Source organism: Vagococcus lutrae, assembly GCF_023299185.1.
GTDB classification, from domain to species: domain Bacteria; phylum Bacillota; class Bacilli; order Lactobacillales; family Vagococcaceae; genus Vagococcus_A; species Vagococcus_A lutrae.
This window is the reverse complement of sequence record NZ_CP097017.1, coordinates 102,886-129,853: the sequence shown is the minus strand read 5'-3', so window position 1 is coordinate 129,853 and position 26,968 is coordinate 102,886. Positions and strand designations below refer to the sequence as shown.

The window sequence follows — 26,968 nt, the reverse complement described above, 5'->3', positions numbered from 1 at the left end:
AACTACCGTTAGTAATTATCCTTTACTTTTTTAACGGTGGTATCACCGCCTTAGTTTTTGACTAAGGAGCTACGGAAGTGAATTTCAATCAACTCAGCTTAACTCTCTTTCAGTCATGAAGAGTCTCCCTGACAAGCCTTATCTGATTTACTTGTTTCCATTATTGCTTCTATTATTAGTCTACAAGAATCTTCAGAAAAGGTCAAATTAACTTGGTAACTTAATCCAAGTTTCAGCCCATGCTTGTATCTCTTTCATCGCTGGCTTCAAAGCGCAACCCATTTCTGTTAGACAGTACTCTACTTTCTTACTGTTACAAGAATCTTCTTGACGTTTAACAATACCGAACGTTTCAAGTTCCTTTAGTCGTTCGACTAAAACACGGTCACTAATATTCGGAATTTTATCAGCTAATTCACCAAAACGCTGTGTCCCTTCAAGCAGCAAGACATCAATAATCAGTCCATTCCAACGTTTACCAAGAATACTGAATGTTTTTTCAAACTTCGGACACATTTGAAATTCTTTTATTTCATTTACATCCATCGTTTTCATTAAATCCACCTCAATTCTTCTCTTAATTAAAGTCAAACAAAAAAGTGATAATCTTTACGACTCATCACTTCTTGACTGACTAAACCATAAAGAAAGCGGACATTTTTCGTTTAGCTCTTCTAAACACAGGCATTAAACTTTCATGTGTCGCACAGTATTTGTCAACAAACGTGACGACGAAGCTTTCTTTATATCTAGGGGGCGCAATTGTTGCTAACCACATATGTTTAATAATAATATCTCTTTCTAAATCGGATAGTTCTGTTAACTTTTCTGCATTTTTCACTGCGATACGTGGATGAACATAGGCATGTGTACCTTCATCAAACTTCGTATCTCGCCAATCGTAATAAAATAAATCGTGCAATAATCCCGCTCTAGCGGTCGCACGTGCATCACCATTTAATTTTTTAACAACTTTATAACTTATATAAGAAACGCTAATCGAATGACTCAAGCGTGTCGCATACCGATGTTGTTTGAACTCTGAAAGTTTTTGGACTTCCTCAGTTTCTAAAAGATCTTCTACTAATGACAAGTATTCTTGATCTGATTGCCAATCTAAATTCATTTCATCATTCCTTTATGTGGACCACTGCGACTTGACTACGTTCCTTATCATATCACGACTTATCTATTTTTACTAGCGTTTGATTTTAAAAAAACACGCTATTTTTTTATCGTTTCAAACAAAATAATACCTGCTGCCACTCCGACATTTAAAGACTCCGCCTTGCCGGGCATTGGTATATAGAGATTTTTTGTTGTCTTCGCCAAAAGTTCAGGCCGAATTCCTTTTCCTTCATTCCCCATAATAATCGCTAAATCATTGGTTCGCACCACCTCATAATAAGGTAACGCCGTTTCATCTAAAGCCGTGCCATAAACTGGGACTTGATGTTCATGAAACCAATCAATCGCTTGCGTTAACGCCACAGATATCACAGGCAAATGAAAATGACTTCCTTGCATAGAACGCAAAACTTTCGGTTGATAGATATCCGCTGTACCTTCTCCTATGATGACACCTTGATACCCTGCAGCATCCGCCGTGCGGACGAGCGTTCCCACATTTCCTGGATCCTGCACTTCGTCTAACAACAACCACTTTCCTGTTGCTTTATCAGGCAATTCTATATTTTTTATTGGCAATACTGCCATAATTCCTTGAGGGCTCGGCAAGTTAGATAAGCTATTAAAAACATCTTCTGATGTCACGATGAGTATAGATTCATTCAATTCCTTTTCTTTACTATGGTAGTACGCTTCTGTCACGATAATATGCTCTATTTCAACTTCAGCCTGTACCGCTTCTTCTATTAAGTGCTCTCCTTCAATAAGATAGCGACCTTGTCGTTGACGCTCCTTAGCTTTGGCTAGTTTGCGTAACTCTTTCATCTTAGGATTCTGTTTAGATGTTATAATTTCCATGTGTTATCCTCCTATCACACTGCCTGTCTATTATAACATGAAGCATGCGAATGTTAGCATGACAATTCTCTAGTCACCCTATATAATAGAAAGAAAGGAGTGATTCTGGTGAAAAAAATAAGATTAACTGTTTATGGCCGCGTTCAAGGAGTTGGTTTTCGTTATATGACTAAATTTGTCGCCGACCAATATGGAATAAAAGGACTCGTTAAAAATCAAGCGGATGGTTCCGTTTATATTGAAGCCAGTGGTAGTCCCGAAAGAATAGCGTTGTTTATTCAAAAAATAAAAGCTTCCCCTACTCCAAGCGGTCGTGTCGATGATTATGAATTAGAATATGACGATACGTTGCCAACTTACTCCTCTTTTAAGGTAACCTATTAAAGACTCTCATAAGGTTCTAACTAATCATTGAAAACTATCTCATTTTCGATTATAGTTATTCTTATGAATAAAATTTAACAAAAGGAAGAACGCAATGAAAAATATGAAAAAATGGCTAATGGCCTCAGGGTTATTCGGTCTCGCTTTAACGTTATCTGGTTGTGTCGATGTTTATAAAACAGGTCCAAATGCTGGACAACCAACTGGGAACGGTTTAATTTACAACTTTTTAGTAAAACCGATGAGTGTGATTATCAACTACTTAGTCGATATCTTTGGTAACTATGGGGTTGCTGTCATCGTTTTAACGATTATCGTCCGTCTCTTATTATTCCCATTAATGCTACATCAGACTAAAAAATCAACCTACATGTCTGAAAAAATGGCGTATCTCAAGCCACAAATGACAGCTATTCAGGAAAAATTAAAAATGGCTACTTCTCCTGAAGAACAAATGGCGGTTAATAAGGAAATGAAAGAACTCTATGCTAAATACGACGTTAGCATGTTTGGTGGTATCGGATGTTTACCTTTACTAATTCAAATGCCAATTTTTACTGCTTTATTCTTCTCAGTCAAATATCCAGTTGGCATTGATATTTCTAATGCGACATTCTTAGGTATCAACTTAAGTCAAACAAGCTTACTGCTGACTATCCTAGCAGGTTTAGCTTACTTATTACAAAGTTTTATTAGTATGATAGGTATTCCTGAAGAACAAAAGAAACAAATGAAAATGATGCTTTATATGTCACCGCTAATGATTACGTTTATTTCTTTCTCATCTCCAGCTGGAGTGACGCTATACTGGGTTGTCGGAGGACTTTTCAGTTGTTTACAATCTCTTTATACAAACTTAATCCAAAAACCAAAAATCAAAGCGGAAATTGAAGAAATGATGCGTTTAAACCCACCAGAGCCAGTTGAACCAATTAAAAATGTTACACCAACTGCTAAACCGGCTACAAAAAAAGTCAATCAACCTGCAAGAAATCGTCCACAAGGAAAAGGACGTAATGCTGGTAAGCAACAACGAAATAAATAAATGATACTTTGTGAAAAAGAACTTGAACATTCAAGTTCTTTTTTGTTTTATTGATTGTCAAACAGATAAAATCATGTTATATTTTAGCTATAACTTAATAGATTTGTTAGGCGAGGCTTCTACACAAACACAGGGTACTGCCCAGAAACGTCGAGAGACGCCAATGGGTAGAACATGAATAGTCGACATAAGGCTTTTCTGAATGTACCTAAAAATTATTACGATAATTTTTTACGTTGTATAGTGCTAAAACTCAACGATTAATCATGATTGATACTATCAACCTTACGTTGCGTTTTTCGTCATGTAAGGTTTTTTTATATTTTAAGGAGGTGGTTGTCATGGACGACGCGAATGGACCCAGTCAGTTGCACACGTATATCAAAACATATGGCAATCATCTAATGGTGGCCGTATCATAGGAGGCTAACATGAAAAAAATAATGAATGTTGTATTATCATTTATGCTCAGTCATCACCTTATCCCTATTACCAAACAGACAACGGATTTTTCGATGTTTCAGTTTTAGTTTTTAAGGTAATGTGAGAAAGGATGATAGATTATGGCAATCAAAATGAAAACAATTCAATGGCAAAGTAAAGAATATTATGAAGGCATTGCTTTACGCAATCAGCATTTGAACCAACCAAGTGGATTAACACTTATCACAGATGCGCCAATTCAAGAAGAGCTTGCCATTCATCTAGCAGCAATTATTGACCAACGCGTGGTTGGGACACTCTTTTTAGATAATACTGACCGTGAGAACACAGCACAAATCAAACAAGTCGCTGTTTCAGACGCTTATCGTGGAATGAAAATTGGCCAGTCATTAATGGCCTATGCCGAATTAATTGCACGCCAACAAGATTACGAAGAAATCTTTTTAACCGCAAGAGAATCAGCTTGGTTATTTTATGAAAAACTGGGCTATGAGTCTAGTGGCAATACATTTATTAAGTCGCAAGGCCTAATTTTAAAGCCTTATATTAAACGGCTACAATAAAAAGCCGCTTGTCCCCTAAAAGGAGACGAGCGGTTTTTTCTATTATTTAATAGGTAGTTGAATTCTAAACACTGTGCCGTGTCCTAAGACACTATCCACTTGAATGGCTCCTCGATAGTTTTCAATGAGTTCTTTCGCAATCGCTAAACCGAGTCCATTGCCGCCCTTATGACGACTTCTTGCCTTATCAACACGATAAAAGCGATTGAACACACGGTCAAGATCTTCTTCGGCAATCCCTTCCCCATAATCCTGAACGGCGATTTCTAGGGTATTCATAGTAGAAGAGACTGAAACATGAATCTCTTTACGGTCTAAAGAGTACTTAACCGCATTATCAAGTAAGATAATTAACACTTGTTCAAAATGATTTCGGTACATTTTGACTTCTTTTTCTTCAGATAAATCATCATCTAATATGAAAATAAACTCTTCGTAAAGTAAAGTAAAGTTATTGACAGTCTGATGAATGACTTCTTTTGCTAATGATGTATCATGTTTGTGTTGAAACTCTACTTGCTCAATACGTGAAAGGTCAAGCATTTCTTGTACAAGACTTTTCATCCTCGTGATTTCTTGTAGTGACGCCTCTAGCGATTCTTCTAAGATTTCAGGGTCATCTTTTCCCCAGCGATTAAGTAGCTTTAAATGCCCTTCAATTATAGCAACAGGTGTACGCAATTCATGTGATACATCTCCAACAAACTGTTGCTGTTGTTCGATAAATTTTTGCATACGATCCATCATGTCATTAAAGACTTCTGCTAAATCTCCAAATTCATCGTGACGATTCATCTCAGGAATACGCACGTCAACTTGCGGGTCATTTTTTATTTGATTGATGATTTCAGTAATTTGTTTTAATGGACGTAAGAAGTAAGTCGACAAGATAAAACCTAGTACAAAACTCACCACTAAGCCAAGTAACACTAACGTCACTAGAGTATTTAATAACTTACGTCTGACTTCATAAACGGAAGATAAATCGTAAAAAAGTTGCACGTAACCCGTTTGTTCGCCTGTTTTTTGAGAAAAAACAGGTTGATACGCGACAAACCCAGATAAGTTCCCCACTTTTTGCTCTTCTATTCTCTTACTATTACTACCAACATAAGGATAACCAGTATTTCGCGTTTCGAAAACGAGTTTTTTATCTAAATTATAAACCGATACACTTAACTCGGGTTGTGACAGTTCTGAAATAAACGTGTTCAATCGAATTAAGTTCGCTTCTAACGTTTGGTCTATCGGCTCAATACTTGGTTGTGAGTTTCCTTCACGCAAATAGTAGGTAGTATTTCGAATTGAAAGCTCATTTTGAGAAGTGCTCAAACGCTTAGTGATATGGTCTAAAGTCATCTCAATATTTTCGCGTTCTTGCTTCACTAAAATAGCAAAACTCGTTTTATAAGTCACTACTGAAAAAATCGTGACAATAACAAAAACAAAAACCGAGGTCATCAGTGTCCATTTAAAGCTAAGACCTATTTTAAAAGGCTGAGACTCCCACCATTCTTTTAAACGTTTCATTAAGATCTCATCACATACCCTGTACCGCGAACGGTTTGGATATAGCTATCTTCACCTGGCACATCAATTTTATTACGGAGATAGCGAATATAAACATCGACCACATTTGTTTCGACTTCTGTTTCATATCCCCATACCTTTTTCAAGAGAACATCACGTGATAAGACGACATTGATGTTTTCCATTAAAGTTAAGAGTAATTCATACTCGCGTTTAGTTAATTCAATCACATCATTATCTCGTCGAACAACACGATTTTCCTTTTCGATTGTTAAATTACGATAAGTTAACGTTGTTTGCTTAGTCACATTACGGTCACCTTCTATATCGATACGGCGTAATAAGGCACGTAAGCGAGCTAACAACTCTTCAATCGCAAAAGGTTTAACGATATAATCATCGGCACCATGGTCTAAACCTGATACACGGTCAATCACTGAATCACGAGCTGTCATCATAATAATGGGTGTTTCCTTCGTTTGACGAATACGACGGCAAACTTCTAAACCATTTAGCTCAGGTAGCATTAAATCTAATAAAATCGCATCCCAATCAGAGCCAAGAGCTGCTTCAAGCCCTGTACGACCATTGTGATGGACTTCTACTTCATATCCTTCATGTTTTAATTCTAACTCAACAAAACGTGCTAAGTTTTTTTCATCTTCTATGATTAAAATTTTACTCATCTTTCATATTTCCTCTCTTCGAAATATAATCTAATACTGTTAGTATTATAACGATAAAATGTGAAAAAAGCTATCATTCTAAGCAAAGAATGATAGCTTTTCCTGAAAATGATTAATTTTGATACCAGTCGTAATGGAACGTGCCTTCTTTATCTTTTCTTTGATATGTATGTGCACCAAAGTAATCACGTTGTGCTTGAATAATATTGGCAGGTAAGTCAGCACTTCGATAAGAGTCATAGTAGGCAATCGCTGAAGAAAATGTCGGGACAGGAACGCCTGCCTGAACAGCCATTGCTACTACTTCGCGGACAGACTGTTGGTAACGTTGTGTAATCTCGTTAAAGTACTCGTCTAACAAAAGATTCGTAAGTTGTGGGTCACGTTCGTAAGCATCTGTGATTTTTTGCAAGAATTTCGCACGGATGATACATCCTGCTCTAAATATCTTAGCAATCTCACCGTATTCTAAATCCCAACCATACTCTTCACTTGCCACACGTAATTGAGCAAAACCTTGTGCATAGCTCATGATTTTACTGAAGTATAGAGCTTGACGTATTTTTTCAACAAATTCTTCTTTATTTCCTTCAAATGCTGAAACTGTTGGAGCCGGAATGATTTTGCTTGCTGCGACACGTTCGTCTTTCATCGCTGAGATATAGCGAGCAAAAACCGATTCTGTAATAAGAGGCAGTGGGACACCTAAGTCTAAAGCACTCTGGCTCGTCCATTTTCCTGTTCCTTTGTTTCCAGCTGCATCCAAAATCACATCGACAATCGGTTTGCCCGTTTCTTCGTCTTTACGAGTTAGAATATCTGCCGTAATTTCCATTAAGTAGCTGTCAAGCTCACCTTTATTCCAATCGGCAAAAATTTCAGCGACTTCTTCTACTGATAAACCAAGTAGACGAGTCATAATATCATAAGATTCAGCAATTAATTGCATATCGCCGTATTCAATACCATTGTGAGCCATTTTAACGTAATGCCCTGCTCCATTAGGCCCAATATATGTTACACATGGTTGACCGTCTTCTTCCGCAATGGCAGCAATCTGTTCAAAGATAGGGGCTACTAATTCATACGCCTCTTTTTGCCCCCCAGGCATAATAGCAGGCCCTTTTAATGCCCCTTCTTCCCCACCAGATACACCTGTTCCGATGAAATTAATGCCTGAATTAGCTAATTCTTCGTTACGACGAATCGTATCTTTGTAGAACGTATTTCCTCCGTCGATTAAAATATCTCCTTTATCTAAATGAGGTAGTAGAGATTGAATCGTTAAATCAGTCGCTTTACCTGCTTGAACCATTAACATAATTTTGCGCGGTTTTTCTAATGATGCCACGAAGTCTTCAATCGTATAAGTCGCAACTAAATTTTTATCATCATGTTCTTTGATAACTTCTTCTGTACGAGCCGCTGTTCGGTTAAAAATAGAAACTGAATATCCTCTACTTTCAATATTCAATGCTAAGTTTTTTCCCATGACCGCCATACCGACGACCCCAATATTTTGTTTTGACATTGTCTTGCCTCCTGTAATTTCTAAATTGACTCTTTATTATTAAGTATAATATACCTTAATTCAGATGTGAACTAAAACAACTTTCAAACGACAAAAAAACTCATTAGACTCCATGGTTGTCTAATGAGTTTCAACATTTCTAATTAAATGTTATTAAGCTTGTACTTCTTTTCCAGCATAATGACCACATTCTGGACATACGTGGTGACTACGTTTCATCTCACCACAGTTTGAACATGTGCTCATACCAGGTACTGATAATTTATAGTGTGTACGACGTTTTGCTTTTTTTGCTTTTGAAGTTCTTCTTGCAGGTACTGCCATTTGAACTACACCTCCTTCAATACTTTTGTTAGTCAATGACTAACATCTATTCCAATCTTACCTGTTATCTGAATCGTTATTATCTAACAAAGCCGATAATTTCGCAAGACGAGGATCTAATTTAGGTTCTTCCTTTGTCGCTTCTTGTTGTTGAAGATAAGAGGCTTCTGAGATAATTTGCCAACCGTCACCAGATGGCATCTCTTTTCCACTTCTTTCTTCATCAGTGAGTATCTGTAGCGGAATGTTTAACAACGTATAATCAATAACAGATTCAACCGCATTTAGCGTGTTCGTTGTTAGTACAATCACGAGTTCATTTCCCTCGATATCGGCATCCCGTTCGTAGATTTCTGATGTCATATATCGTTCATCAATTTCAAAAGATAAAGGAATCTCTGTCGGTTCAAGTGAACGTGTCGACGGTAATGTTAGCGTGCCTTCAACCTTTAAAGACAAAAGATACTCTTCTTCATCAACAGCTAAAAAGCCTTCGACATTAAAAGGTGAGGCAGCTAGAACGCTTGCTTCTCGTTCCATCAACTCTTTTTCAATGACGATTGTTTCTTTAATCGGTAATTGTTGACCTTTAAACTTATTTAATGCTGATAATGCCCATTTCATTTTTCTCACCTCTTAAGCAACAAGAATGATTATACTAGTATTCCTATCGATTGTCAACGATTTTTCCTAGACAGATATCGACAGAAGCACACGTTATTTCTTTAGGATAAGCGACGATTCTTGCCCACCATTTTAATTTCTTTTGATAAAAAGCGCACGCGTTCCATAATACGTTTCGCTTTCAATGGTTCGTCTTCCCCTCTTTGCGTAATGCGCAAATGTTCATTTTCTAACTGTTCCATACTAAAGTTAGAGCTAAAAAATGTTGGAAGCTGCTCTTGCATACGATATTGCAAGATAACCCCTAAGACGTCATCTCGAATCCAACTACTCATCGAATCAGCTCCGATATCATCAATCATGAGAACCGGTGTCTTTTTCACCGCGTCTAGTTTTTCGCCCGTCGTATTCGTCCCAATCGCATTTTTCATTTCCACTGCAAAGGTGGGGAAATGAACAAGTGTTGTTTGATAACCACGTTCTGCGAGCTCATTGGCTATGGCCCCTAAAAGATACGTTTTCCCCACGCCAAACGATCCTTGAAAATACAAACCTGGGACAAACTGCTTACCGGCCTGCGTATAAGATTCGATAAACTTCAAACTCTCATCCAAAGCTAACATCCGTTCATTTGTCACTTCAAATTGATCAAAACTAGCATGACGTATATCTCTGGGCATATCTATCGTTGTCACTCGTTTTTTTACCTTCTCTGCCTCTTGAGCTTCAATCAGAGCTTCCGTTGGGACGTACGTGACATCGATTCCATAGCTTTGTAGCACAAGCTTTGGTTCATATCCAGGAGCAATCTGTGTCGGGTCTGATACACGAAACTTCGCTTGTTCTTGAATAAATTCATTCAAATTACTAATACTTCGGTCAATCATCTCGTCCGTTAACTGCTCTTGATGCTCGTTTAAAAATTGAGCCACTTCTGGATGTTGCAATATTTCTTGTTTAATTGCCTGAAAACGATCATTCCACTGCTGTCTACGCATAACTTCCCCCATGGCATTTCCAACATTTTCCATTAATTATCCTCCTTTCTTGTCTTATTTTTCATGGCACGCAGTCGTTCATTAATTTGCGCTAACGTTTCATTTGAAACAGGTGTTTCTTGCTGTTCTTGATTTACCCACTTCGGCAAAGATTCTTTGCGTGATGAATGAACCACTTGATTATTTTTAGAATAATTTTTGCGTTTCGTAGTCGGCTTACTTACCATATCTTTAACTTTATCAATCGCCATTTCCGGTGTTTTAATACCCGTTTGAGCCCAATCATTGGCAATTTTATTGGCGTATTTTGATTCAAGGACAGGATTATTTTGTATCACCAAGCAATAATGCACTAAAATATTAATAACACTATTGGATAAAGGCGTTTGATTGACTAGATTTCGAATAACCCATCGCTCATCTTCTGAAACAAAACCTTGTTTTTGTTGTTTAATATCTTCTAAAAACACCATAGGATACAATGTTTCGCTGATCATGATGACTTGGCGTTCTCCCTCAGTATATCCTTGTTTTTCTAGTTGGTTGTAGCGCTTCATTAATTGCTCTTTTTCTGTTAAAGATGCTTCTTCTATTTTCGTAGAAACCGTACTTTTTTTAATAGCAGGTGCCTGTCGTTTAACAATTAATCGTTGTAAACGAGACAAATCAACCTGATTGGTTTCAAAATTAACACTCGCTTCGACAAATGTCTTCATCGTCAACTCATTCAGACCGTATAGCTGATGCAAGCTGAGAATCATCGGTTTTAGTTGCTCTGTCACGTGACGCTCATCTAGCTTTAAGGACGCAATGAGTTGATTGAAAAATTGCCAATCAAATGACGAAATCATTGTCGCTTGTGTTTGTTGAAGCGACTCTTCAGGCTCTATCATGCCTTCTGGTACTTCATAGGCTAATACGCGTTCGTGATTCACTTGATAGACATTCACAAAAGATTCTGTTACCTCTTTAAAATTATCTCGTGATTCTTCGATTACTTGATAGTAACGAGATAGAGTATTAAAACGACGCTCTCCGATTTTTTCTAATAGAAGTGTTGCAAGTAACGGATCTTGTAAAATTTTTATCGCACTGAGTGGTGGCTGCAACTGATAGCGCCATTCACGTTTATCTTTTTCTTCTAATTGATACACTTTCAATAGACCGATTCCCTCTAATTTTTGACGACCGAGATAAAACTGTTGTAAATCTATATCTAACTGATTTAAAATATCGGCATGTAAAAAATAGCGGTCCTTTTGGCCGACTTTATCCACGTCTAAAAACGTCGTCAAAGCGTGATATAAGGTAAAGCCTGTCATACCAATGACAGGCTGATAAAATTCGGCTAGCGTTTGATAATCTTCACGTGTTAAAGTGCCGATAAGCGTGACTGAAAAGGTATCCTTAGGATGTACATATTCCCAAGCATTTTTCATCGGCTCACACTCCTAATTCTCATCTTGATTTTCTTTTGATGATTGCGTATTCTTTTTGACAATTTCTTGCATTTCTTCAAAGAAAACTCCTACATCTTTAAATTGTCGGTACACGCTCGCAAAACGAATATAAGCAATTTCGTCTAGGTGCACTAAGCCTTCCATGACAAACTCACCTACTTGGTTAGTTGACACTTCATTTTCTCCTAATGCACGGACTTTATTTTCTACTTGATCAACCAACGCTTCCATTTGGTCAAGTGAAACGGGACGTTTTTCGGCAGAGCGAATAATCCCTCTTAAAACTTTATCGCGGTTAAATTCTTCGCGATCGCCATTTTTCTTAATGACTAATAGGGGCGTCGCTTCTATTCTTTCAAACGTTGTAAAACGGTATCCACATTTTTCACATTCTCGTCGACGACGTATCGCACGTCCTTCATCTGATGGTCGACTATCTACCACTCGTGATCCATTGTAATGGCATTTTGGACATTGCATATCCTCACCTCATTTTCTGCTGACATTATAAACAATATCATCATCTTGATACCTTTATTATAACATGAAAAAGCGGTATTGGTACAGTTGTATCATTTGAACGTTTTAAACTGTTCTATCAACCAATTCTGAACTTGTTCGTAAGTCTCAGCGATTGTTTGACTATTATCTATCACAATATCTGCACGTACTTTTTTTTCTTCAATTGGTAATTGAGAGGCAATACGGTCACGCGCTTGTTGAACAGTGAGTTCGTCTCTTTCCATTAAGCGTGCTATCTGCGTTTTTTCCGGAACATAGACGACCATAATCGCATCAAACGTGCGTTGATAATCCGCCTCATATAATAAAGGAATGTCAAACACAATCAGCGGCACCCTTTCATTTTCCCATTTTTCTTTTGCCATCATCATTTTTTGATGAATTTCTTGATGTAAAATCTGATTTAACATTTCTCGTTTATCTTCATCTTTAAAAATTATTTCTCCTAGCTTTTTTCGATTTAACGAACCATCTTCTAGAAGAATCTCTGTGCCAAAAGTTTTAACGATTTCTGCAAGGCCGTCTGTCCCTGGCTCGACAACTTCACGAGCTATTACATCGGCATCCACTACTGGAATATCATGTTGACGAAAAAAACGTGACACAGTTGATTTCCCTGTTGCAATGCCCCCAGTTAATCCTAACGTATAGGTCATCTTTTACTTCCTTCTTTCTAATGAAGTATTTGACACTTCGGACAAAAATGTGTCCCTCTCTGTGCCACTTTTATTTTCTTGATAGGTGTTTGACATCGGTCACAAGCCTGCCCCGTCTGTCCATAAACTTTAAGCGCTACTTGAAATTTTCCCGCTTCCCCCAGAGCATTTTTATACGTTCGAATCGTCGTCCCACCTGCTGCTACGGCTCGCGCTAGCACTTCAATTATCGCACCGTGTAAGACTTCTATCTCAACTTTTGTCAACGTATTAGCTGGTTGTTCTGGATGAATACGTGCTTGATATAAGGCTTCATCTACGTATATATTTCCCAACCCAGTAACAAGATGCTGATCTAATAATAGTGGCTTAATCGCTTTTACACGTCGCCCTAGCTGTTCTTCAAAAACAGTAAGGTTAAAATCAGGTAACACTGGTTCTGGACCTAGTTTTTTAATCCCACGATATTCTTCTGCTTGGTGCTTGTCGATAAGCGCCATCCGACCAAATTTTCTGACATCTAAATAGCGCAATTCCGTGCCATCATTAAAATGAAACACCACATGCGTATGTTTCATTAACGGGTCATCAGATTGATGAAATTCATACTTTCCTTCCATTCTTAAATGAGAAATCAAATCGAAGTGTGTCAAACGAATAATTAAAAACTTGCCTCTTCTTAAAATAGCTTCGATTGACTCACCTATTAATGCTAGTTTAAATTTTTCAATATCGGTTGTTTCTATAATTTTAGGCCACATCACGCTCACAGACTCAATCGTTTTATTGACAACTAACTGTTCTAAGCCTGTTCTGACAGATTCTACCTCTGGTAATTCTGGCATGTTTCATACCTCTTTCTCTTATATAATAGGAAAAGAGAAAGTAACTATCTCACTTTCTCTTCCTTTATTATTTTGCATCGTACCATGTATCGCCATAGCTACTGTCCGCTCTTAAAGGCACACGTAATGTCGTAATAGTTTCCATAACGTCGGTCACCAGTTTTTCAAGAGCTGGTATCTCGTCAGCGGGCGCTTCAAAGACAAGCTCATCATGAACTTGTAATAACATCGTAGCTTGTAGGCCTTCTGCTTCTATTCGCTTATCTAACTCAATCATGGCCAATTTCAAGATATCGGCAGCACTTCCTTGAATAGGCGTATTAATCGCAGTACGTTCTGCGAAAGAGCGAATATTAAAGTTACGGGCATTAATGTCTGGTAAGAAACGACGACGATGCCACAACGTTTCCACATAACCTTTATCTTTCGCTTCTCTCACAATGTCTTCCATATAAGTTTTAACGCCTGGATATTTCTCAAAGTAAGTATCGATAAAGTGTTTCGCTTCTTTTCGTGTAATACCTAAATTTTGAGATAAACCATAATCACTAATTCCGTAAACAACCCCAAAATTCACTGCTTTAGCTTGGCGACGTAAATTACCATCCACTGTCGCTGTCTCATCTAAGCCAAATACACGACGAGCTGTACTCGCGTGAATATCTTGATCTTCAACAAAGGCTTGAATCAAATGTTCATCTTCACTTATATGAGCAAGCACGCGCAACTCAATTTGAGAGTAATCCGATGCGTAGATTTTCCATCCTTCTTTACGCGGAACAAATGCTTGACGAATTTTACGTCCTTCTTCTAATCGAACGGGAATATTTTGTAGGTTAGGATCGACTGAACTTAATCGACCCGTCTGTGTTAACGTTTGAACATATCGCGTATGAATTTTTTGGTCACCCGGATGAATAACTTTTAAAAGTCCTTCCACATATGTTGACTGAATTTTCATAATTTGACGATAATCTAAAATTTCATCAATAATTGGAGATTCTGTTTTCAGTTGCTCTAAAACATCCACGGCTGTTGAATAACCTGTTTTTGTTTTCTTTATCACGGGTAATTTCATTTTTTCAAATAGAATAACTCCTAATTGTTTCGGTGAGTTTAAATTGAACTCTTCCCCCGCTATTTCAAATACACGTTGTTCAATCTCTTTTAGTCGTTCCGCAAATTCCACTTGCATAGTTTCTAAACGACTAGCATCTACTTTAATCCCCGCCATTTCCATTTTAGCTAAGACTAACGACAATGGTAACTCCATTTCATAGAATAACTCCGTCTGTTGATATTCTTCTAAGCGCTCTAACATGAGCGGATGAATCGCAGTCATTGCTGCCACTTTTCGTGCTAAATGCTCTGCGAATCTTTCTGTTTCTGGAACGGCGCGTTTCGCCCCTTTACCATATACTTGTTCGTCAGTTTCAATCTGATGATAATCATAATGACTCGCTATTTCTGCTAGATCTTCATTCTTATCATTAGTGTCTAATAAATAAGCAGCAATTAGTGTATCAAAGGAAACGCCTTGTAAATCGATGTCTCGTCGATTGAGTGCGACTTTATAGCTTTTAGCATTAAATACTTGCTTTTTATAATCATCACTTGCTAACCATTTTCTTAGTTTTGCGTTTTCAAAGACTTCTTCTCCTATCATGACGTAGGTCTTTTTCCCATTACTAAAGGCGATACCTTCAATAGGTGCGACATGATAGTTTTCCTCCAACATTTCCATATACATGACCATATCATCTGTTAGCATTTCATCTGTCACTTCCGTTACTAACTCGTATGTCACATCTGGTAATGGTTCTTCTAACGCTCCATATTCAGAGGTATCTAGTTTAGCTAAGAAACTATTAAAATCCATTTCTTTATAGAACTGAACTAGATGTTCCACATTTTTACCATTAAAGGCAAGGTCTTCTACTTTTAAAGGAAGTGGGACATCTGTATGGATAGTGGCGAGTTGTTTACTCATAAATGCTTGTTCCCGGTCGTTTATCAAGTTCTCTTTTCGTTTACTTTTTTTCATCTCATCAATGTGGTCGTATACGCCTTCAACAGTGCCATATTCTTTTAATAGCTTAATCGCTGTTTTCTCGCCTATCCCCGTAACGCCCGGTAGATTATCAGAATTATCTCCTGCTAATCCTTTCATGTCGATAATCTGAGCAGGTGTTAACTCATATTTTTCACGGATATGTTCTGGCGTGTAAGACTCTAATTCACTAACGCCTTTAACCGTCACATCTACTCGAATATGCTCATCAGCTAGTTGGGTTAAATCTTTATCGCCAGAGATAATCACGACATCAAATTGTTCGGCGGGTACTTGCTTCGCTAACGTTCCAATTATATCATCGGCTTCATAGTTCATTAATTCAAAATGTTTTACACCAAACGCTTCGACTAATTCACGAATATAGGGCATCTGTTCTTTAAACTCACTAGGTGTTTTAGAACGTCCCGCTTTATAATCAGTATATGTATCATGACGAAACGTCGTTTTTCCTGCATCAAATGCCACTAAAACATGCGTAGGCTTTTCTTTTTCTAACACATTATCAAACATATTATGAAACGCATAAATCGCATTGGTATGTAAACCGTTTCGATTTTTAAAATTATTTAACGCTTGATACAGAGCATAGAATGCGCGAAACGCGACACTATTTCCATCTATTAATAACAGCTTATTTTTTTTACTCATTGACTTATCTCCCATCTTTTCTCTCTTCTATATTTTAACAAACTTATCATCAGAATGCGAAATTAAAAAATGAAGCACAAAAAAACACTCTGTCTAAAAACAGAGTGTTTTGTGCTGATTAGTCGCGTCCAAATATGCGAATAAACGCTAGTAGTAAGTTGATAAAATCTAAGTATAATTGTAAGGCACAGAAGACGGCTAAACCTTTTAGTGTGGCTTCATCTCCTTGCACTTGGTCGTAGTAACGACGAATCATTTGATGATCGTAAGCTGTTAGACCAGCAAAAACTGCAACCATGACTATCGAAATAAACAAATCGGCCGCACTACTTTGAAGAATAAAACCATTAACTAAAATAACGACAATCAAACCAATCAACATACTGCGAAGGGCTTGGCCCATGGCACTTAAATCTTTCTTCGTAGTAGCACCGACAATTGCCATGCTACCGAAAGTTAACGCCGCAGCGATAAAGCCTTTCGTCACACTAGCTTGACTATATAAAGCTAAGGTAACGCTAATCGTAACCCCGTTTAATAGTGAGTAGGCAATAAAACCTGCTAAGGCCATAGTAGGATTGGTTGTCGCTTTACGACCTAAATAAATGACCAATGCTATTTCTGCTACCCATAACATTAAGAATGAGAAACGACTTTGTGTTAACATGCCAATAAACTGCTCATAGAAAACATTCATCATCAAGAACGAGGATAAGGCACTTAAAGCAATTCCGATTCCCAAATATCCATAGATTCTTGCATAGAATTGTGACAAACCATGCTCATTCGTTGAAGCTGTATTATTAAAAGATGGTTGATTCATACTATCACTCCTTATTATCTTACATCTATTATAACGTGTTCCACAATAAAGACCTAATTTTTACTACATAATATTAGGACGTGTTTGTGTTAAAAGACGCTCATACGCACGTTCAAATTTTTGAACATCGCCTGCTCCCATGAAAATCATAACAGCATCGTGATAGTCTAACAATGGCGACACATTATCTTCTGTAATCACGGCGCCACCTTTCTCAATCTTATCTCCTAAGTTTTCAATCTTGACACTTCCTTGTTCTTCACGTGCAGAACCGAAGATGTCACATAAATATACGTGATCTGCTAAGTCTAGTGCTTCAGCAAATTCGTCTAAAAGAGCCACAGTACGCGTAAAGGTATGAGGTTGAAAAACAGCAATCACTTCTTTTTCGGGATACTTTTGACGGGCTCCGTCAATAGTTGCTTTAATTTCTGCAGGGTGATGAGCGTAATCATCCACGATAATCATATCGGTCACTTTTTTCTCTGAAAAACGACGTTTTACCCCACCAAATGTTAATAGCTCTTCTGCCACTTCACGGTCGTCTAACCCTTCCAAGTGGGCAATCGCAATCACTGATAACGCATTATAGACATTATGCAACCCATATGCCGGTACTTGGTAGTGCCCAATCATCTCATTGTTGAAATAGACATCAAAAGCTGAACCTGATGTCGTACGGTTTATATTTTTAACGACAAAATCATTTTCATCACTCATGCCATAATAATAGACGGGAACTTCCACATTTAAACGACGTAATTGTTCATCTTCTCCAAATGCGACAATCCCTTTTTTAACTTGTGTTGAAAAACTTTGAAAAGCATCAAAAACATCCTCAATGCTTTGATAATAATCTGGATGGTCAAAATCAATATTGGTGATAATCGCATAGTCTGGAGCATACGCTAAAAAATGACGACGATATTCACACGCTTCAAACGCAAAAAAGTCTGCTTCAGAAATACCGTGACCCGTCCCATCTCCAATCAGATAACTAGTTGGTTTAATCCCACTGAGCACATGCGCTAACAAGCCCGTAGTACTGGTTTTACCATGGGATCCTGTCACCGCTATACTTGTAAAACTCTTAATCAATTCGCCTATAAAACGATGATATCGTACAACATTTAAACCTTTTTTTAATGCTTCTTGAATTTCAACATGACTATCTTTAAACGCATTTCCCGCCACAACTATCATATTAGACTTTATATTATGCTTATCAAACGGCAAAATCGTAATGCCCGCTTTTTCTAACTCTCTTTGTGTAAAAACATATTCGGTAATATCAGAACCTTGAACATTAAAGCCTTTTTCATGCAATATTAATGCTAATGCGCTCATCCCAGCGCCTTTAATTCCTACAAAATGATAGATTTTATTTTTATCCATTTTCATGAAGATCCTCTTTTCCATGCACATACATAAATGACTAAGTTAATTTACTATGTTTCTTAACCTATCTATTATCGTATATTTTTGTTCTTTTTTCAACCAAAAAACTTACCTATCACTTCTGATAGGTAAGTTTTAGGAATTAAAATATTTATTTGCTCGTAACTGTGACTGTTCTTCATCCATTATACCTGATAAAGATTTTTCTAAACGCATTTTCTTTTTAGGCATTGGCTGGTTAGTCACATCAGATTCTGAAGCCTTTCGATGATTTAAATCATTGTCAGTATTTGTTATTTTATCTTCTTCAAAATCAGGGTTAACCGTGTCAAATAGCAAGTAATCTTTCTTCTCTTCTTTAATTTGATTCGCTAATTCTGCGCTTTTCCACACATTCGTTTTAGACTCACTCATTAATGATTCAGGCAATTGCTTAGGACGAAAAGGGGCTTGATGCGACATTTTACGCACGGATGTCGTCTTTTCAAACGTTTGATTCTTTTTTTCATTATTCAGCGTCGTTTGATATATAGGTCGATGTGACCGACGATTTATCCTTGATTCTGTTTGCTTTATTTCAGGTCGCTTAGCACTAGACATTTCCCTACTACGACGCTCAGGTAATTGCTGAGCATGTTGCGATTTATTTTTTAATGCCTCTTTTTCTTGTGTATAATTTTCTTTTTTTAAACGTGTCTGAGTCGTCTCTTCTTTGACTGATTCAGTAGTTTTTGACACGTTTGCTTTTTTATTGACGTAAGTATCTACATTTCCAGACAATAACGTATCTGGTTCTCCTTCAAATAAAATACGCTTGGTTTCATTAGCAAGCCTAACAGGCTCATCGTCTGATACTAATGGAAAACGAAAATGCTTGCGTTCTGACATACTCTCCATTTTTTCCCCGCCTCATCTTTCTCACTATCTTCTCTATTGTAGCACACCTATCTCAAATAAAAAATATCCAAAAAAACAGTTCATTCAACAAAATCACTTGTTGAACGAACTGTTCTACATTAAAAATTTTTGATTAAAATAAATCACGATTATAACGTGTTTCCTTATGGCGTAAGAAAAATGCCTGTAAGCCAGAGGTTTTTTCTGTTAGCCAAGCATTTGTTGGCATAATCGTAATAACGAACAAGAAGATAACTAAAACAAAAGATATAATATTTAATAAACTATTTTCCTGAGCGACATTCACACGACCAAGGATAAAATTAGCAATCAGTAAGACCGCACTTCCTTTACCCGTAATCCCTGTGTCACGATTACGTCGAACAGTAAGCGACAGAAAGGGTAAAATAGTCGCTAATACGAACACTAAATAAAGAATCATGACGCCACCCATCGACATCAAAAGTGCCAAGACATCTGCCTCATTGTCAATGGCTACTAAAGCTGATGTTCCGATGATTTTCATAATAAAATAGGCGATAAACACTGTATGAACAATCCCATAAACTAATACTGGCCACCAGTAACCTGCACGTGTCGTTCTTCCTTTAAAATCAACATATCCTTTAAAAAAATCTTTCATTGCCTGTCCAAAGCTCACTTTACCTGGACGTTGTTCGATTCTAGCCATTTTCTCTCTCTCCTTCTATTCCCTTATTAAACTGACGCGACTTCACTAATCCATGCTGGCACTGCCGCAATGGCTTCTGACATACCTTCAGGCTTTTTACCACCTGCTTGAGCCATATCGGGACGGCCACCACCGCCACCATTAATCATTGGTGCAATAGCTTTAATAAGGTCTCCTGCTTTATAGCCTTTTTTAACCATGTCATCGCTCATTGCGACTAAGAGATTCGCTTTTCCTTCATTCACTAACCCTAATACTAAAATATCAGATACCGCTTTTTGTTTCCACTGATCAGCCAGTTGGCGTAATTGATTCATATCTTTTACCGCCACTTCTTTTGCTACATAAGTAATGCCTGATTCTGATGCCACGTCATTAAAAATAGCACCAGCTTCTTGATTTGCCATTTTAGCTAAAAGCTGTTCATTTTCTTTTTGAGCTTGTTTTAATTGTTCTTGAAGAGCTATCACTTTTTGTGGCACTTCTAAAATGCGTTTACTTTTCACTAATTCAGCCGTCGCCTTCAACGTATTCTCACGCTCTACTAAATATTGATACGCTTTTTCTCCTGTCACAGCCTCAATCCGGCGAACTCCTGCACCAATACCTGATTCAGAAATCAATTTGAAAACACCAATTTCTGATGTGTTTCCAACATGGACACCTCCGCATAATTCTAGAGAATAATCTGAAACATTTACGACGCGGACATTTTGACCATACTTTTCACCAAAGAGAGCCATGGCACCCATTTCCTTAGCCGTTTCAATATCTGTTTCGACTGTCATAACAGGTAGCTGTTGCCAGATTTTTTGATTCACGATACTTTCCATTTTTTCTAGTTCTTCTTTCGTCACTTGACCAAAATGCGTAAAATCAAAACGTAAATAATCTGGTGTAACGAGTGAACCAGCTTGATTAGCATGTTCACCTAAGACGTCTTTAAGTGCTTGATGAAGTAAGTGAGTCGCTGTATGATTTTTAATCACAGCACGACGTCGTGCGTGATCGACAACAAGACGATACGTTTGTCCTTCCATTAAAGACGTTTCTAAGCGTATATGATGAAGAGGTTGCCCATTTGGTGACTTTTGAACATCATCTACTGTACCGACTAAGCGACCTTCATTATCATAAATCCAACCCGTATCAAAAATCTGTCCACCCATTTCAGCATAGAAAGGTGTTTGGTTGAATATCGCTTCTACTTCTTCTACATCACTAACGACCGCTTCTGAGATACGTTCATCATTTGCGACTAACGCTACTAAAGTAGCTTCATTCTCTAAACAATCGTATCCTGTAAACGTACTTGCCTCTTTTATCGCAAGAAGTGTTTCAGATTGTAAAGACATAGACCCTACTTCTTGACGTGCTTGACGTGCTCGTTCTCTTTGTTGTTCCATTTCTTTTTCAAACCTTGCGTGGTCAACCGATAGGCCTGCATCTTCAGCAATTTCTTCTGTTAATTCAACAGGGAACCCATACGTATCATAAAGTTTAAAGATAACTTCACCACTCAACTCATTTACTGCTTTTTCCTTTAAGTCACGAATCACTTCTTCTAAAATAGAAAGCCCATCATTAATCGTTTCATGGAAACGTTCTTCTTCAGTTTTGATGACTTTTGAAATAAATTCCTTTTGCTCCAACACTTCAGGATAGTGCGCAGACATAATACTACCCACAACCGGAACGAGTTGATGCATAAACGGTTTATGAATGCCTAGTTTTTTACCATGCATAACAGCACGTCTTAGTAGACGACGTAAAACATAGCCACGACCTTCGTTTGAAGGTAACGCCCCATCGCCAATCGCGAAAGCAACAGCACGAGTATGGTCGGCAATTACCTTAAAGGAAACATCTACTTGCTCATCTTCTCCATAGATTTTATCCACCGCTAGTGCTTCTGTGGCTTTAATAATCGGCATAAATAAATCTGTTTCAAAGTTCGTTGGAGTATCTTGTAAAACGGAGACTAACCGTTCTAGTCCCATACCTGTATCAATGTTTTTATGAGGCAGTGGCTCGTAGGTATCCTCTTCAGTATGATTGAATTCAGAAAATACTAAATTCCAGATTTCAAGATAACGCTCGTTTTCCCCACCTGGATAGTTTTCTGGGTCGTCTTCTGCTACATCATTGTAGCTCTCACCACGATCATAAAAAATTTCTGAGTTAGGGCCACTAGGTCCCACTCCAATTTCCCAAAAGTTATCAGCTATATCAATCACACGATCCTCAGATAAGCCGATTTTTTCTTGCCATAATCGGCGAGCTTCACTATCTTCTGGATGAACAGTCACATACAACTTATCTGGGTCAAGCGCTAACCATTTTTCATCCGTTAAAAATTCCCATGCCCAAGTAATCGCTTCTTCTTTAAAATAATCACCAATTGAAAAATTCCCTAACATCTCAAACATGGTATGGTGACGAGCTGTTTTCCCGACATTTTCAATATCATTTGTTCTGATACTCTTTTGAGCATTGGTTAAACGAGGGCTCTCTGGTACGGCCGTGCCATCAAAATATTTTTTTAAAGTTGCCACACCTGAGTTAATCCAAAGTAACGTTGGATCTTCTACAGGAATCAATGACGCACTCGGCTCGACATGATGCCCTTTCTCTTTAAAAAAATCTAAAAATAGTTGACGTGTTTCACTACTACTTAATGCTTTCATCTCTATAATCTCCTTTTTCTTTCATAAAAAAACATCATTGCAAAACAAGGACGACGAGCGCGGTACCACCTTGTTTGCAATGATGTCGATCATTACCTCTCAAACATCGTAACGTGATGTAGCGTAATATTTTTCAATATTAACTCAAGCAAGGGAGCTTTTTAATCCTAACTTATTTTTCTCGCACCAAATGAAAAATTCTCTGAACAGTCTCACATTAAAAAATATCCTTGTAGTTAAATTATAATCAAGCCAGATTTAATTGTCAATTGCTTTATCGTTCTACTCGATACCGATTTCAGCACGCACTACATCGGCAATCTTATCAACATAATAGTTAACTTGTTCAACCGTTGGCGCTTCAGCCATGACCCGTAATAATGGTTCTGTTCCAGACGGACGTACTAATATACGACCATTTCCATCCATTTCACGCTCAGCTTCTTCGATGACAGTTTTAATCGCAGGATACGTCATCGCACCGGCTTTATCACTCACTCGAATGTTAACAAGTTTTTGCGGATACTCTTCTACTTCAGCTGCTAGCTCAGAAAGTTTTTTACCCGTTTGTTTCATGACATTCATTAACTGAATACCTGAAAGCATACCGTCTCCTGTCGTATTATAATCTAAGAAAACAATATGCCCTGACTGTTCACCGCCAAAGTTGTACCCATTTTTACGCATTTCTTCCACGACATAACGGTCACCAACTTGTGTTTGTAAGGCCACCATTCCTTGTGCCTCAACCGCTTTATGAAAACCTAAATTACTCATAACAGTTGAAACAATCGTATTGTGATTTAACAAATGATGCTCGTTTAAATATTTCCCACAAATATACATAATTTTATCGCCGTCGACAATATTTCCTTTTTCATCCACTGCGATGACGCGGTCGCCATCTCCATCAAAAGCTAAACCTAAATCTGCTTCTTTTTCAACCACAAATGCCGCCAACGCTTCTGGATGAGTCGAGCCAACTTGGTCATTAATATTTAAGCCGTTATATTGCGTTCCCATTGTATGAAAATCTGCTTCTAAATCTGCAAAAACACGATTTACCAATGGCGCTGTTGCACCATATGCGGCATCTAAACACACAACCATACCTTCAAAATCAGTATCGACTGTTTCTGTTAAAAATTGAGAATACTTCAGTAAGCCTTCTGGGTAGTCCTCTAAAATACCTAACCCTTTTGCAGACGGACGAGGTAGTGTGTCTTCTTCTGCATCAAGCAACGCCTCGATTTCTAATTCTTCATCATCAGCTAACTTAAATCCGTCCGGTCCAAAGAATTTTATTCCATTATCTTCTGCTGGATTATGTGAAGCAGAAATCATAACACCCGCATCTGCTTTTTGTACTCGTGTTAAATAAGCCACAGCAGGTGTAGAGATTACTCCTAATTGTAACACTTCGATACCAACTGACATTAAACCCGCTACTAACGCTTGTTCTAACATTTGTCCTGAGATACGTGTATCTCTACCAACTAAAACTTGAGGACGTGTTTCTTCATCTTGGTGATGTTGAACTAATACATGACCACCACATCTTCCTAGTTTAAATGCTAGTTCTGGTGTTAATTCTTGATTGGCAATGCCTCGTACACCATCAGTTCCAAAATATTTACCCATTCTCTATTCACCTATTTCATTAAAATTTACCAATTATTTGGTTTCATCTGTTTCTTTAACTTTTGATTCTTCTTTTTCTTTAGATGATGACTGATTTTTTTCAGATGTTTCTTTTGTCGGCTTCATTTCCGGAATGACGGTGACATCTGTCACAGTCGGTTCTAACGTCACGTTAGGAATAGCCTCAAAACGATACGATTGTGTTGTTTTACGATTAATAGACGAGGTGTCCACGATAATAACGGCTTCTTCAACCTGATCTAACGCTTCACGAGGTCCAGTAACTTTTACATGATCAATCGTAGGTTCAAATCGATAAGACGCAACGCCCTCAGGTATCGATCCTGACTGATTCACTTTAATTGGAACAGACTTCGTTGGTGCGGTAATAGTCAATCTTACCGTTACAACAGAAGGGACTGCAATCACCCCTAAAACGTTACCTTTATCATCGATTGGTAAAACTGTCACTTGCTTAGTAAAATCAGAGGATACTTCCTTGTCATCAATAGATACAATCACATCCGAAATTTTTTGTAGCGTTTGTTCTCCTGCTGTTATCGATACCGTTTCAGGTTCTACTGTAATATCAGTTAAATCGTATCCTTGTTTCAATAAACTATCATTTAAGCGCGGAGAAACTTTAAATGAACTCGTTTTCCGACGTTCGAGCGTCACAAAAATACTTTCTTTCTCTAACGTTGCACTGACAGCCCGATTTAATCCGTCTATTTTAAGTGGAACTTCATAGGTTCCTTCTTTAAAATCGGTTAAATCTGCAACCACAGAAAAATTACGCGTTTCTTCCGCCTTTTCTGTATCTAGCAATACTTTGTTCGCACTTTGTAAATAAACATTGGTTTCTTCTTCATAGCCAGATACAAAATATTTTTGGTCATCATAGATAAGTTTTATTTTAACATTTTCAGCAACATCTGATAACTCTTTCATCGTATTTCCAGCTTCATTTCGACTAACCAAACGACTTTCCGGATTGGCATTAAAGAACAATAACATCGCAAACATAAACGATAAAACAATCGTAAAGGCTTTCGTTGTCGTTAGTTTATTTATCATGATTAGCCCCCTTTGAGAACCCTTCAAAGAAAGAAGCGAGTAATTTGTCTTCTTTTGGCTCATGTTTTTCGACTAACTCATGTGTTAATATGTCTAAATATTCTTCTTTTGTTAGATGTGGTAATAGTTTGCCATCTTTCGTAATACTCACATCACCCGTTTCTTCTGAAACAATTATAGTTAATGCATCACTCACTTCGCTGATACCCAAAGCTGCCCGATGACGGGTACCAAATTCTTTAGGAATACTGTCATTTTCAGATAGCGGTAAATAAGCCGATGCAGCAGCAAGTTTCCCGTCTTTCACAATCACAGCACCGTCATGTAACGGTGTATTGGGAATGAATATATTGATTAACAATTCACCCGATATCGCTGCATTTAACGGAATTCCTGTTTCGATAAAATCTTCCAAACCTGTTTTTCTCCCGATTGTGATGAGCGCACCAATTTTTCGTTTTGACATATATTGAATAGCCTTGTCAAAACTTTGAACCATATACTCTTCTTTTCTCAAGTCGGTGTTACTCTTACGAGAAAAGAAGGAGCCACGACCTAAATGTTCAAGTCCCCGTCTCACTTCCGGTTGGAAAATAATGATAGTGGCAATGACGCCGTATGTGATGACTTGATTCATTAACCACGATACAGTGTTTAAACCGACCACACCACTGACAACACGAATAATTAAAATGACCGCGATTCCTTTCAACACTTGAATAGCTTTAGTCCCACGTAATAAGTCCATTAACTTATAAATGAGATACCAAACAACTAAAATATCCAAGATATTAACTAAGAAACCTCGCGTCATAATATTCTGCTGTAAAATATCATTCCAAGCTTGGAGATTAAATATTTCGCTAAGTTTTATCACATTCGCTTCTCCCCTTTGGTATGACTTGGTTATTTTTTTATTATAACATATAGAGTTAAATTGGTTTAGTAATTATTTCAATCTATTATCTATTAAAGATAATTGACCATGACAACGACAGCGATACTTTTTCGTGTCTATTTTCTTAAAACGATGTATTTTCTGTTCACACGATAAACATTGGTATAGATAGGGATACTCTTCATCGCGTCTGAGATTGGGCACATAACGTAAACCACCCGTTTGTTTTAATAAACGTTTAAAATCCTGATCACGATGTCGATATCCTTTTCCCATTAAATGAAGATGATAGTGACACAGTTCATGTAAAATCACTTGTACAAAGATCGTCGCCGATAAACGCTCTAAAACTAACCAATTGAATTCTAAGTGATGATTATCAAGACGATAACGACCACCCGTTGTTTTCAACCTATTATTATAGCTTGCACGATGCCGAAAAGGTTTATTAAAAAATGCCACTGAAATCTCACAAACTAAGTTGGTAAGCCAATGATTAGTGGCTTGAATTTTAACTGGTGTTTCTTCTATTAACT

Annotated in this window: 26 protein-coding genes, 1 riboswitch and 1 other annotated feature (1 of these 28 cut by a window edge); of the genes, 3 read left to right on the top strand and 23 right to left on the bottom strand. The window is 37.6% G+C overall.

The annotated features are described in order from the left end of the window. Nucleotides 1-173, bottom strand: a binding site (T-box leader) (it extends 38 nt beyond the left edge of the window). A gap of 34 nt (nt 174-207) precedes the next feature. From M2919_RS00665 to M2919_RS00655, 3 genes are all read right to left on the bottom strand, one after another. Beyond that, entirely contained in the window at nt 208-546 is a 339-nt protein-coding gene (locus M2919_RS00665; RefSeq protein WP_248849452.1) for a winged helix-turn-helix transcriptional regulator, read from the bottom strand. 88 nt (nt 547-634) lie between these two features. Further along, nucleotides 635-1,126 (bottom strand): HD domain-containing protein, encoded by a 492-nt coding sequence (locus M2919_RS00660; RefSeq protein ID WP_023605607.1) that lies wholly within the window; start codon nt 1,124-1,126, stop codon nt 635-637. Between the two features lie 98 nt (nt 1,127-1,224). Continuing rightward, nucleotides 1,225-1,986 (bottom strand): TrmH family RNA methyltransferase, encoded by a 762-nt coding sequence (locus M2919_RS00655; protein WP_248848893.1) that lies wholly within the window; start codon nt 1,984-1,986, stop codon nt 1,225-1,227. A 108-nt stretch (nt 1,987-2,094) separates the two neighbouring features. On the opposite strand from M2919_RS00655, the gene M2919_RS00650 reads away from it, so the two are divergent. The 3 genes from M2919_RS00650 (at nt 2,095) to M2919_RS00640 (ending at nt 4,422) form a co-directional block, all read left to right on the top strand. After that, nucleotides 2,095-2,370, top strand: a complete 276-nt coding sequence (locus tag M2919_RS00650; RefSeq protein WP_126761451.1) for an acylphosphatase — start codon at nt 2,095-2,097, stop codon at nt 2,368-2,370. 94 nt (nt 2,371-2,464) lie between these two features. Beyond that, nucleotides 2,465-3,415: a membrane protein insertase YidC gene (gene yidC / locus M2919_RS00645; RefSeq protein WP_126761449.1), complete on the top strand. Its 951-nt coding sequence runs from the start codon at nt 2,465-2,467 to the stop codon at nt 3,413-3,415. A 95-nt stretch (nt 3,416-3,510) separates the two neighbouring features. Next, nucleotides 3,511-3,687: riboswitch (M-box (ykoK) riboswitch) on the top strand. A 291-nt stretch (nt 3,688-3,978) separates the two neighbouring features. After that, a complete protein-coding gene (locus tag M2919_RS00640; protein ID WP_248848891.1) occupies nt 3,979-4,422 on the top strand; it encodes a GNAT family N-acetyltransferase in 444 nt (147 codons plus the stop codon). A 42-nt stretch (nt 4,423-4,464) separates the two neighbouring features. Here M2919_RS00640 and M2919_RS00635 read toward each other — a convergent pair whose 3' ends face one another. The 20 genes from M2919_RS00635 to M2919_RS00540 all read right to left on the bottom strand — a co-directional run bounded on the left by M2919_RS00635 (nt 4,465) and on the right by M2919_RS00540 (nt 26,942). Then, complete coding sequence (locus tag M2919_RS00635) at nt 4,465-5,952, bottom strand: HAMP domain-containing histidine kinase (protein ID WP_222318247.1); 1,488 nt, start codon at nt 5,950-5,952, stop codon at nt 4,465-4,467. Next, nucleotides 5,952-6,638 (bottom strand): response regulator transcription factor, encoded by a 687-nt coding sequence (locus tag M2919_RS00630; protein ID WP_023605613.1) that lies wholly within the window; start codon nt 6,636-6,638, stop codon nt 5,952-5,954. The genes M2919_RS00635 and M2919_RS00630 overlap by 1 nt, the downstream gene beginning before the upstream one ends. 112 nt (nt 6,639-6,750) lie before the next feature. Beyond that, on the bottom strand, nt 6,751-8,169 hold the full coding sequence (gene gndA / locus M2919_RS00625) for an NADP-dependent phosphogluconate dehydrogenase (RefSeq protein WP_126761445.1): 1,419 nt from the start codon (nt 8,167-8,169) through the stop codon (nt 6,751-6,753). Between the two features lie 153 nt (nt 8,170-8,322). Next, nucleotides 8,323-8,493: a 50S ribosomal protein L32 gene (gene rpmF, locus M2919_RS00620; protein WP_023605615.1), complete on the bottom strand. Its 171-nt coding sequence runs from the start codon at nt 8,491-8,493 to the stop codon at nt 8,323-8,325. A 57-nt stretch (nt 8,494-8,550) separates the two neighbouring features. Next, nucleotides 8,551-9,117, bottom strand: coding sequence for a YceD family protein (locus M2919_RS00615; protein ID WP_222318265.1), 567 nt, complete (start codon nt 9,115-9,117; stop codon nt 8,551-8,553). A 101-nt stretch (nt 9,118-9,218) separates the two neighbouring features. Next, nucleotides 9,219-10,148, bottom strand: a complete 930-nt coding sequence (gene dnaI, locus M2919_RS00610; protein ID WP_126761441.1) for a primosomal protein DnaI — start codon at nt 10,146-10,148, stop codon at nt 9,219-9,221. After that, on the bottom strand, nt 10,148-11,554 hold the full coding sequence (locus tag M2919_RS00605; protein WP_248848889.1) for a replication initiation and membrane attachment family protein: 1,407 nt from the start codon (nt 11,552-11,554) through the stop codon (nt 10,148-10,150). Before M2919_RS00605 ends, dnaI begins: the two co-directional genes overlap by 1 nt. 12 nt (nt 11,555-11,566) lie before the next feature. Continuing rightward, nucleotides 11,567-12,055 carry a transcriptional regulator NrdR gene (nrdR, locus tag M2919_RS00600; protein ID WP_126761437.1) on the bottom strand — a complete coding sequence of 163 codons (489 nt, stop codon included), beginning with the start codon at nt 12,053-12,055 and terminating at the stop codon, nt 11,567-11,569. 92 nt (nt 12,056-12,147) lie between these two features. Beyond that, entirely contained in the window at nt 12,148-12,753 is a 606-nt protein-coding gene (gene coaE, locus M2919_RS00595) for a dephospho-CoA kinase (RefSeq protein ID WP_248848887.1), read from the bottom strand. Nucleotides 12,754-12,770: 17 nt separating this feature from the next. After that, nucleotides 12,771-13,598 (bottom strand): DNA-formamidopyrimidine glycosylase, encoded by an 828-nt coding sequence (gene mutM / locus M2919_RS00590; protein ID WP_248848885.1) that lies wholly within the window; start codon nt 13,596-13,598, stop codon nt 12,771-12,773. A 67-nt stretch (nt 13,599-13,665) separates the two neighbouring features. Continuing rightward, on the bottom strand, nt 13,666-16,320 hold the full coding sequence (gene polA, locus M2919_RS00585; RefSeq protein ID WP_248848883.1) for a DNA polymerase I: 2,655 nt from the start codon (nt 16,318-16,320) through the stop codon (nt 13,666-13,668). 118 nt (nt 16,321-16,438) lie between these two features. Further along, entirely contained in the window at nt 16,439-17,143 is a 705-nt protein-coding gene (locus M2919_RS00580) for a Bax inhibitor-1/YccA family protein (RefSeq protein WP_023605623.1), read from the bottom strand. Between the two features lie 63 nt (nt 17,144-17,206). Beyond that, a complete protein-coding gene (gene murC, locus M2919_RS00575; protein WP_420857194.1) occupies nt 17,207-18,538 on the bottom strand; it encodes a UDP-N-acetylmuramate--L-alanine ligase in 1,332 nt (443 codons plus the stop codon). A 138-nt stretch (nt 18,539-18,676) separates the two neighbouring features. Beyond that, nucleotides 18,677-19,438, bottom strand: coding sequence for a hypothetical protein (locus M2919_RS00570; RefSeq protein ID WP_248848881.1), 762 nt, complete (start codon nt 19,436-19,438; stop codon nt 18,677-18,679). Nucleotides 19,439-19,571: 133 nt separating this feature from the next. Continuing rightward, the gene (locus M2919_RS00565; RefSeq protein ID WP_126761427.1) at nt 19,572-20,129 is read right to left on the bottom strand and encodes a DUF805 domain-containing protein; all 558 of its coding nucleotides are present in this window, start codon (nt 20,127-20,129) and stop codon (nt 19,572-19,574) included. A 26-nt stretch (nt 20,130-20,155) separates the two neighbouring features. Beyond that, nucleotides 20,156-22,816 (bottom strand): alanine--tRNA ligase, encoded by a 2,661-nt coding sequence (alaS, locus tag M2919_RS00560; protein ID WP_248848879.1) that lies wholly within the window; start codon nt 22,814-22,816, stop codon nt 20,156-20,158. Nucleotides 22,817-23,098: 282 nt separating this feature from the next. Further along, a complete protein-coding gene (glmM, locus tag M2919_RS00555) occupies nt 23,099-24,457 on the bottom strand; it encodes a phosphoglucosamine mutase (protein WP_023605628.1) in 1,359 nt (452 codons plus the stop codon). A 33-nt stretch (nt 24,458-24,490) separates the two neighbouring features. Next, complete coding sequence (locus M2919_RS00550) at nt 24,491-25,534, bottom strand: CdaR family protein (RefSeq protein WP_202584772.1); 1,044 nt, start codon at nt 25,532-25,534, stop codon at nt 24,491-24,493. Next, complete coding sequence (gene cdaA / locus M2919_RS00545) at nt 25,524-26,411, bottom strand: diadenylate cyclase CdaA (protein ID WP_272163232.1); 888 nt, start codon at nt 26,409-26,411, stop codon at nt 25,524-25,526. Before cdaA ends, M2919_RS00550 begins: the two co-directional genes overlap by 11 nt. Before the next feature lie 72 nt (nt 26,412-26,483). Further along, nucleotides 26,484-26,942: a SprT family protein gene (locus tag M2919_RS00540; RefSeq protein ID WP_248849451.1), complete on the bottom strand. Its 459-nt coding sequence runs from the start codon at nt 26,940-26,942 to the stop codon at nt 26,484-26,486. Nucleotides 26,943-26,968 lie beyond the last annotated feature (26 nt).

Bases quoted from the DNA above. Each gene is read 5' to 3' on its own strand.
- M2919_RS00665 (WP_248849452.1), bottom strand. From the start codon at position 546: ATGGATGTAAATGAAATAAAAGAATTTCAAATGTGTCCGAAGTTTGAA.
- M2919_RS00660 (WP_023605607.1), bottom strand. From the start codon at position 1,126: ATGAATTTAGATTGGCAATCAGATCAAGAATACTTGTCATTAGTAGAA.
- M2919_RS00655 (WP_248848893.1), bottom strand. From the start codon at position 1,986: ATGGAAATTATAACATCTAAACAGAATCCTAAGATGAAAGAGTTACGC.
- yidC (WP_126761449.1), top strand. From the start codon at position 2,465: ATGAAAAATATGAAAAAATGGCTAATGGCCTCAGGGTTATTCGGTCTC.
- M2919_RS00640 (WP_248848891.1), top strand. From the start codon at position 3,979: ATGGCAATCAAAATGAAAACAATTCAATGGCAAAGTAAAGAATATTAT.
- M2919_RS00635 (WP_222318247.1), bottom strand. From the start codon at position 5,952: ATGAAACGTTTAAAAGAATGGTGGGAGTCTCAGCCTTTTAAAATAGGT.
- M2919_RS00630 (WP_023605613.1), bottom strand. From the start codon at position 6,638: ATGAGTAAAATTTTAATCATAGAAGATGAAAAAAACTTAGCACGTTTT.
- gndA (WP_126761445.1), bottom strand. From the start codon at position 8,169: ATGTCAAAACAAAATATTGGGGTCGTCGGTATGGCGGTCATGGGAAAA.
- rpmF (WP_023605615.1), bottom strand. From the start codon at position 8,493: ATGGCAGTACCTGCAAGAAGAACTTCAAAAGCAAAAAAAGCAAAACGT.
- M2919_RS00615 (WP_222318265.1), bottom strand. From the start codon at position 9,117: ATGAAATGGGCATTATCAGCATTAAATAAGTTTAAAGGTCAACAATTA.
- dnaI (WP_126761441.1), bottom strand. From the start codon at position 10,148: ATGGAAAATGTTGGAAATGCCATGGGGGAAGTTATGCGTAGACAGCAG.
- M2919_RS00605 (WP_248848889.1), bottom strand. From the start codon at position 11,554: ATGAAAAATGCTTGGGAATATGTACATCCTAAGGATACCTTTTCAGTC.
- nrdR (WP_126761437.1), bottom strand. From the start codon at position 12,055: ATGCAATGTCCAAAATGCCATTACAATGGATCACGAGTGGTAGATAGT.
- coaE (WP_248848887.1), bottom strand. From the start codon at position 12,753: ATGACCTATACGTTAGGATTAACTGGGGGCATTGCAACAGGGAAATCA.
- mutM (WP_248848885.1), bottom strand. From the start codon at position 13,598: ATGCCAGAATTACCAGAGGTAGAATCTGTCAGAACAGGCTTAGAACAG.
- polA (WP_248848883.1), bottom strand. From the start codon at position 16,320: ATGAGTAAAAAAAATAAGCTGTTATTAATAGATGGAAATAGTGTCGCG.
- M2919_RS00580 (WP_023605623.1), bottom strand. From the start codon at position 17,143: ATGAATCAACCATCTTTTAATAATACAGCTTCAACGAATGAGCATGGT.
- murC (WP_420857194.1), bottom strand. From the start codon at position 18,538: ATGGATAAAAATAAAATCTATCATTTTGTAGGAATTAAAGGCGCTGGG.
- M2919_RS00570 (WP_248848881.1), bottom strand. From the start codon at position 19,438: ATGGAGAGTATGTCAGAACGCAAGCATTTTCGTTTTCCATTAGTATCA.
- M2919_RS00565 (WP_126761427.1), bottom strand. From the start codon at position 20,129: ATGGCTAGAATCGAACAACGTCCAGGTAAAGTGAGCTTTGGACAGGCA.
- alaS (WP_248848879.1), bottom strand. From the start codon at position 22,816: ATGAAAGCATTAAGTAGTAGTGAAACACGTCAACTATTTTTAGATTTT.
- glmM (WP_023605628.1), bottom strand. From the start codon at position 24,457: ATGGGTAAATATTTTGGAACTGATGGTGTACGAGGCATTGCCAATCAA.
- M2919_RS00550 (WP_202584772.1), bottom strand. From the start codon at position 25,534: ATGATAAATAAACTAACGACAACGAAAGCCTTTACGATTGTTTTATCG.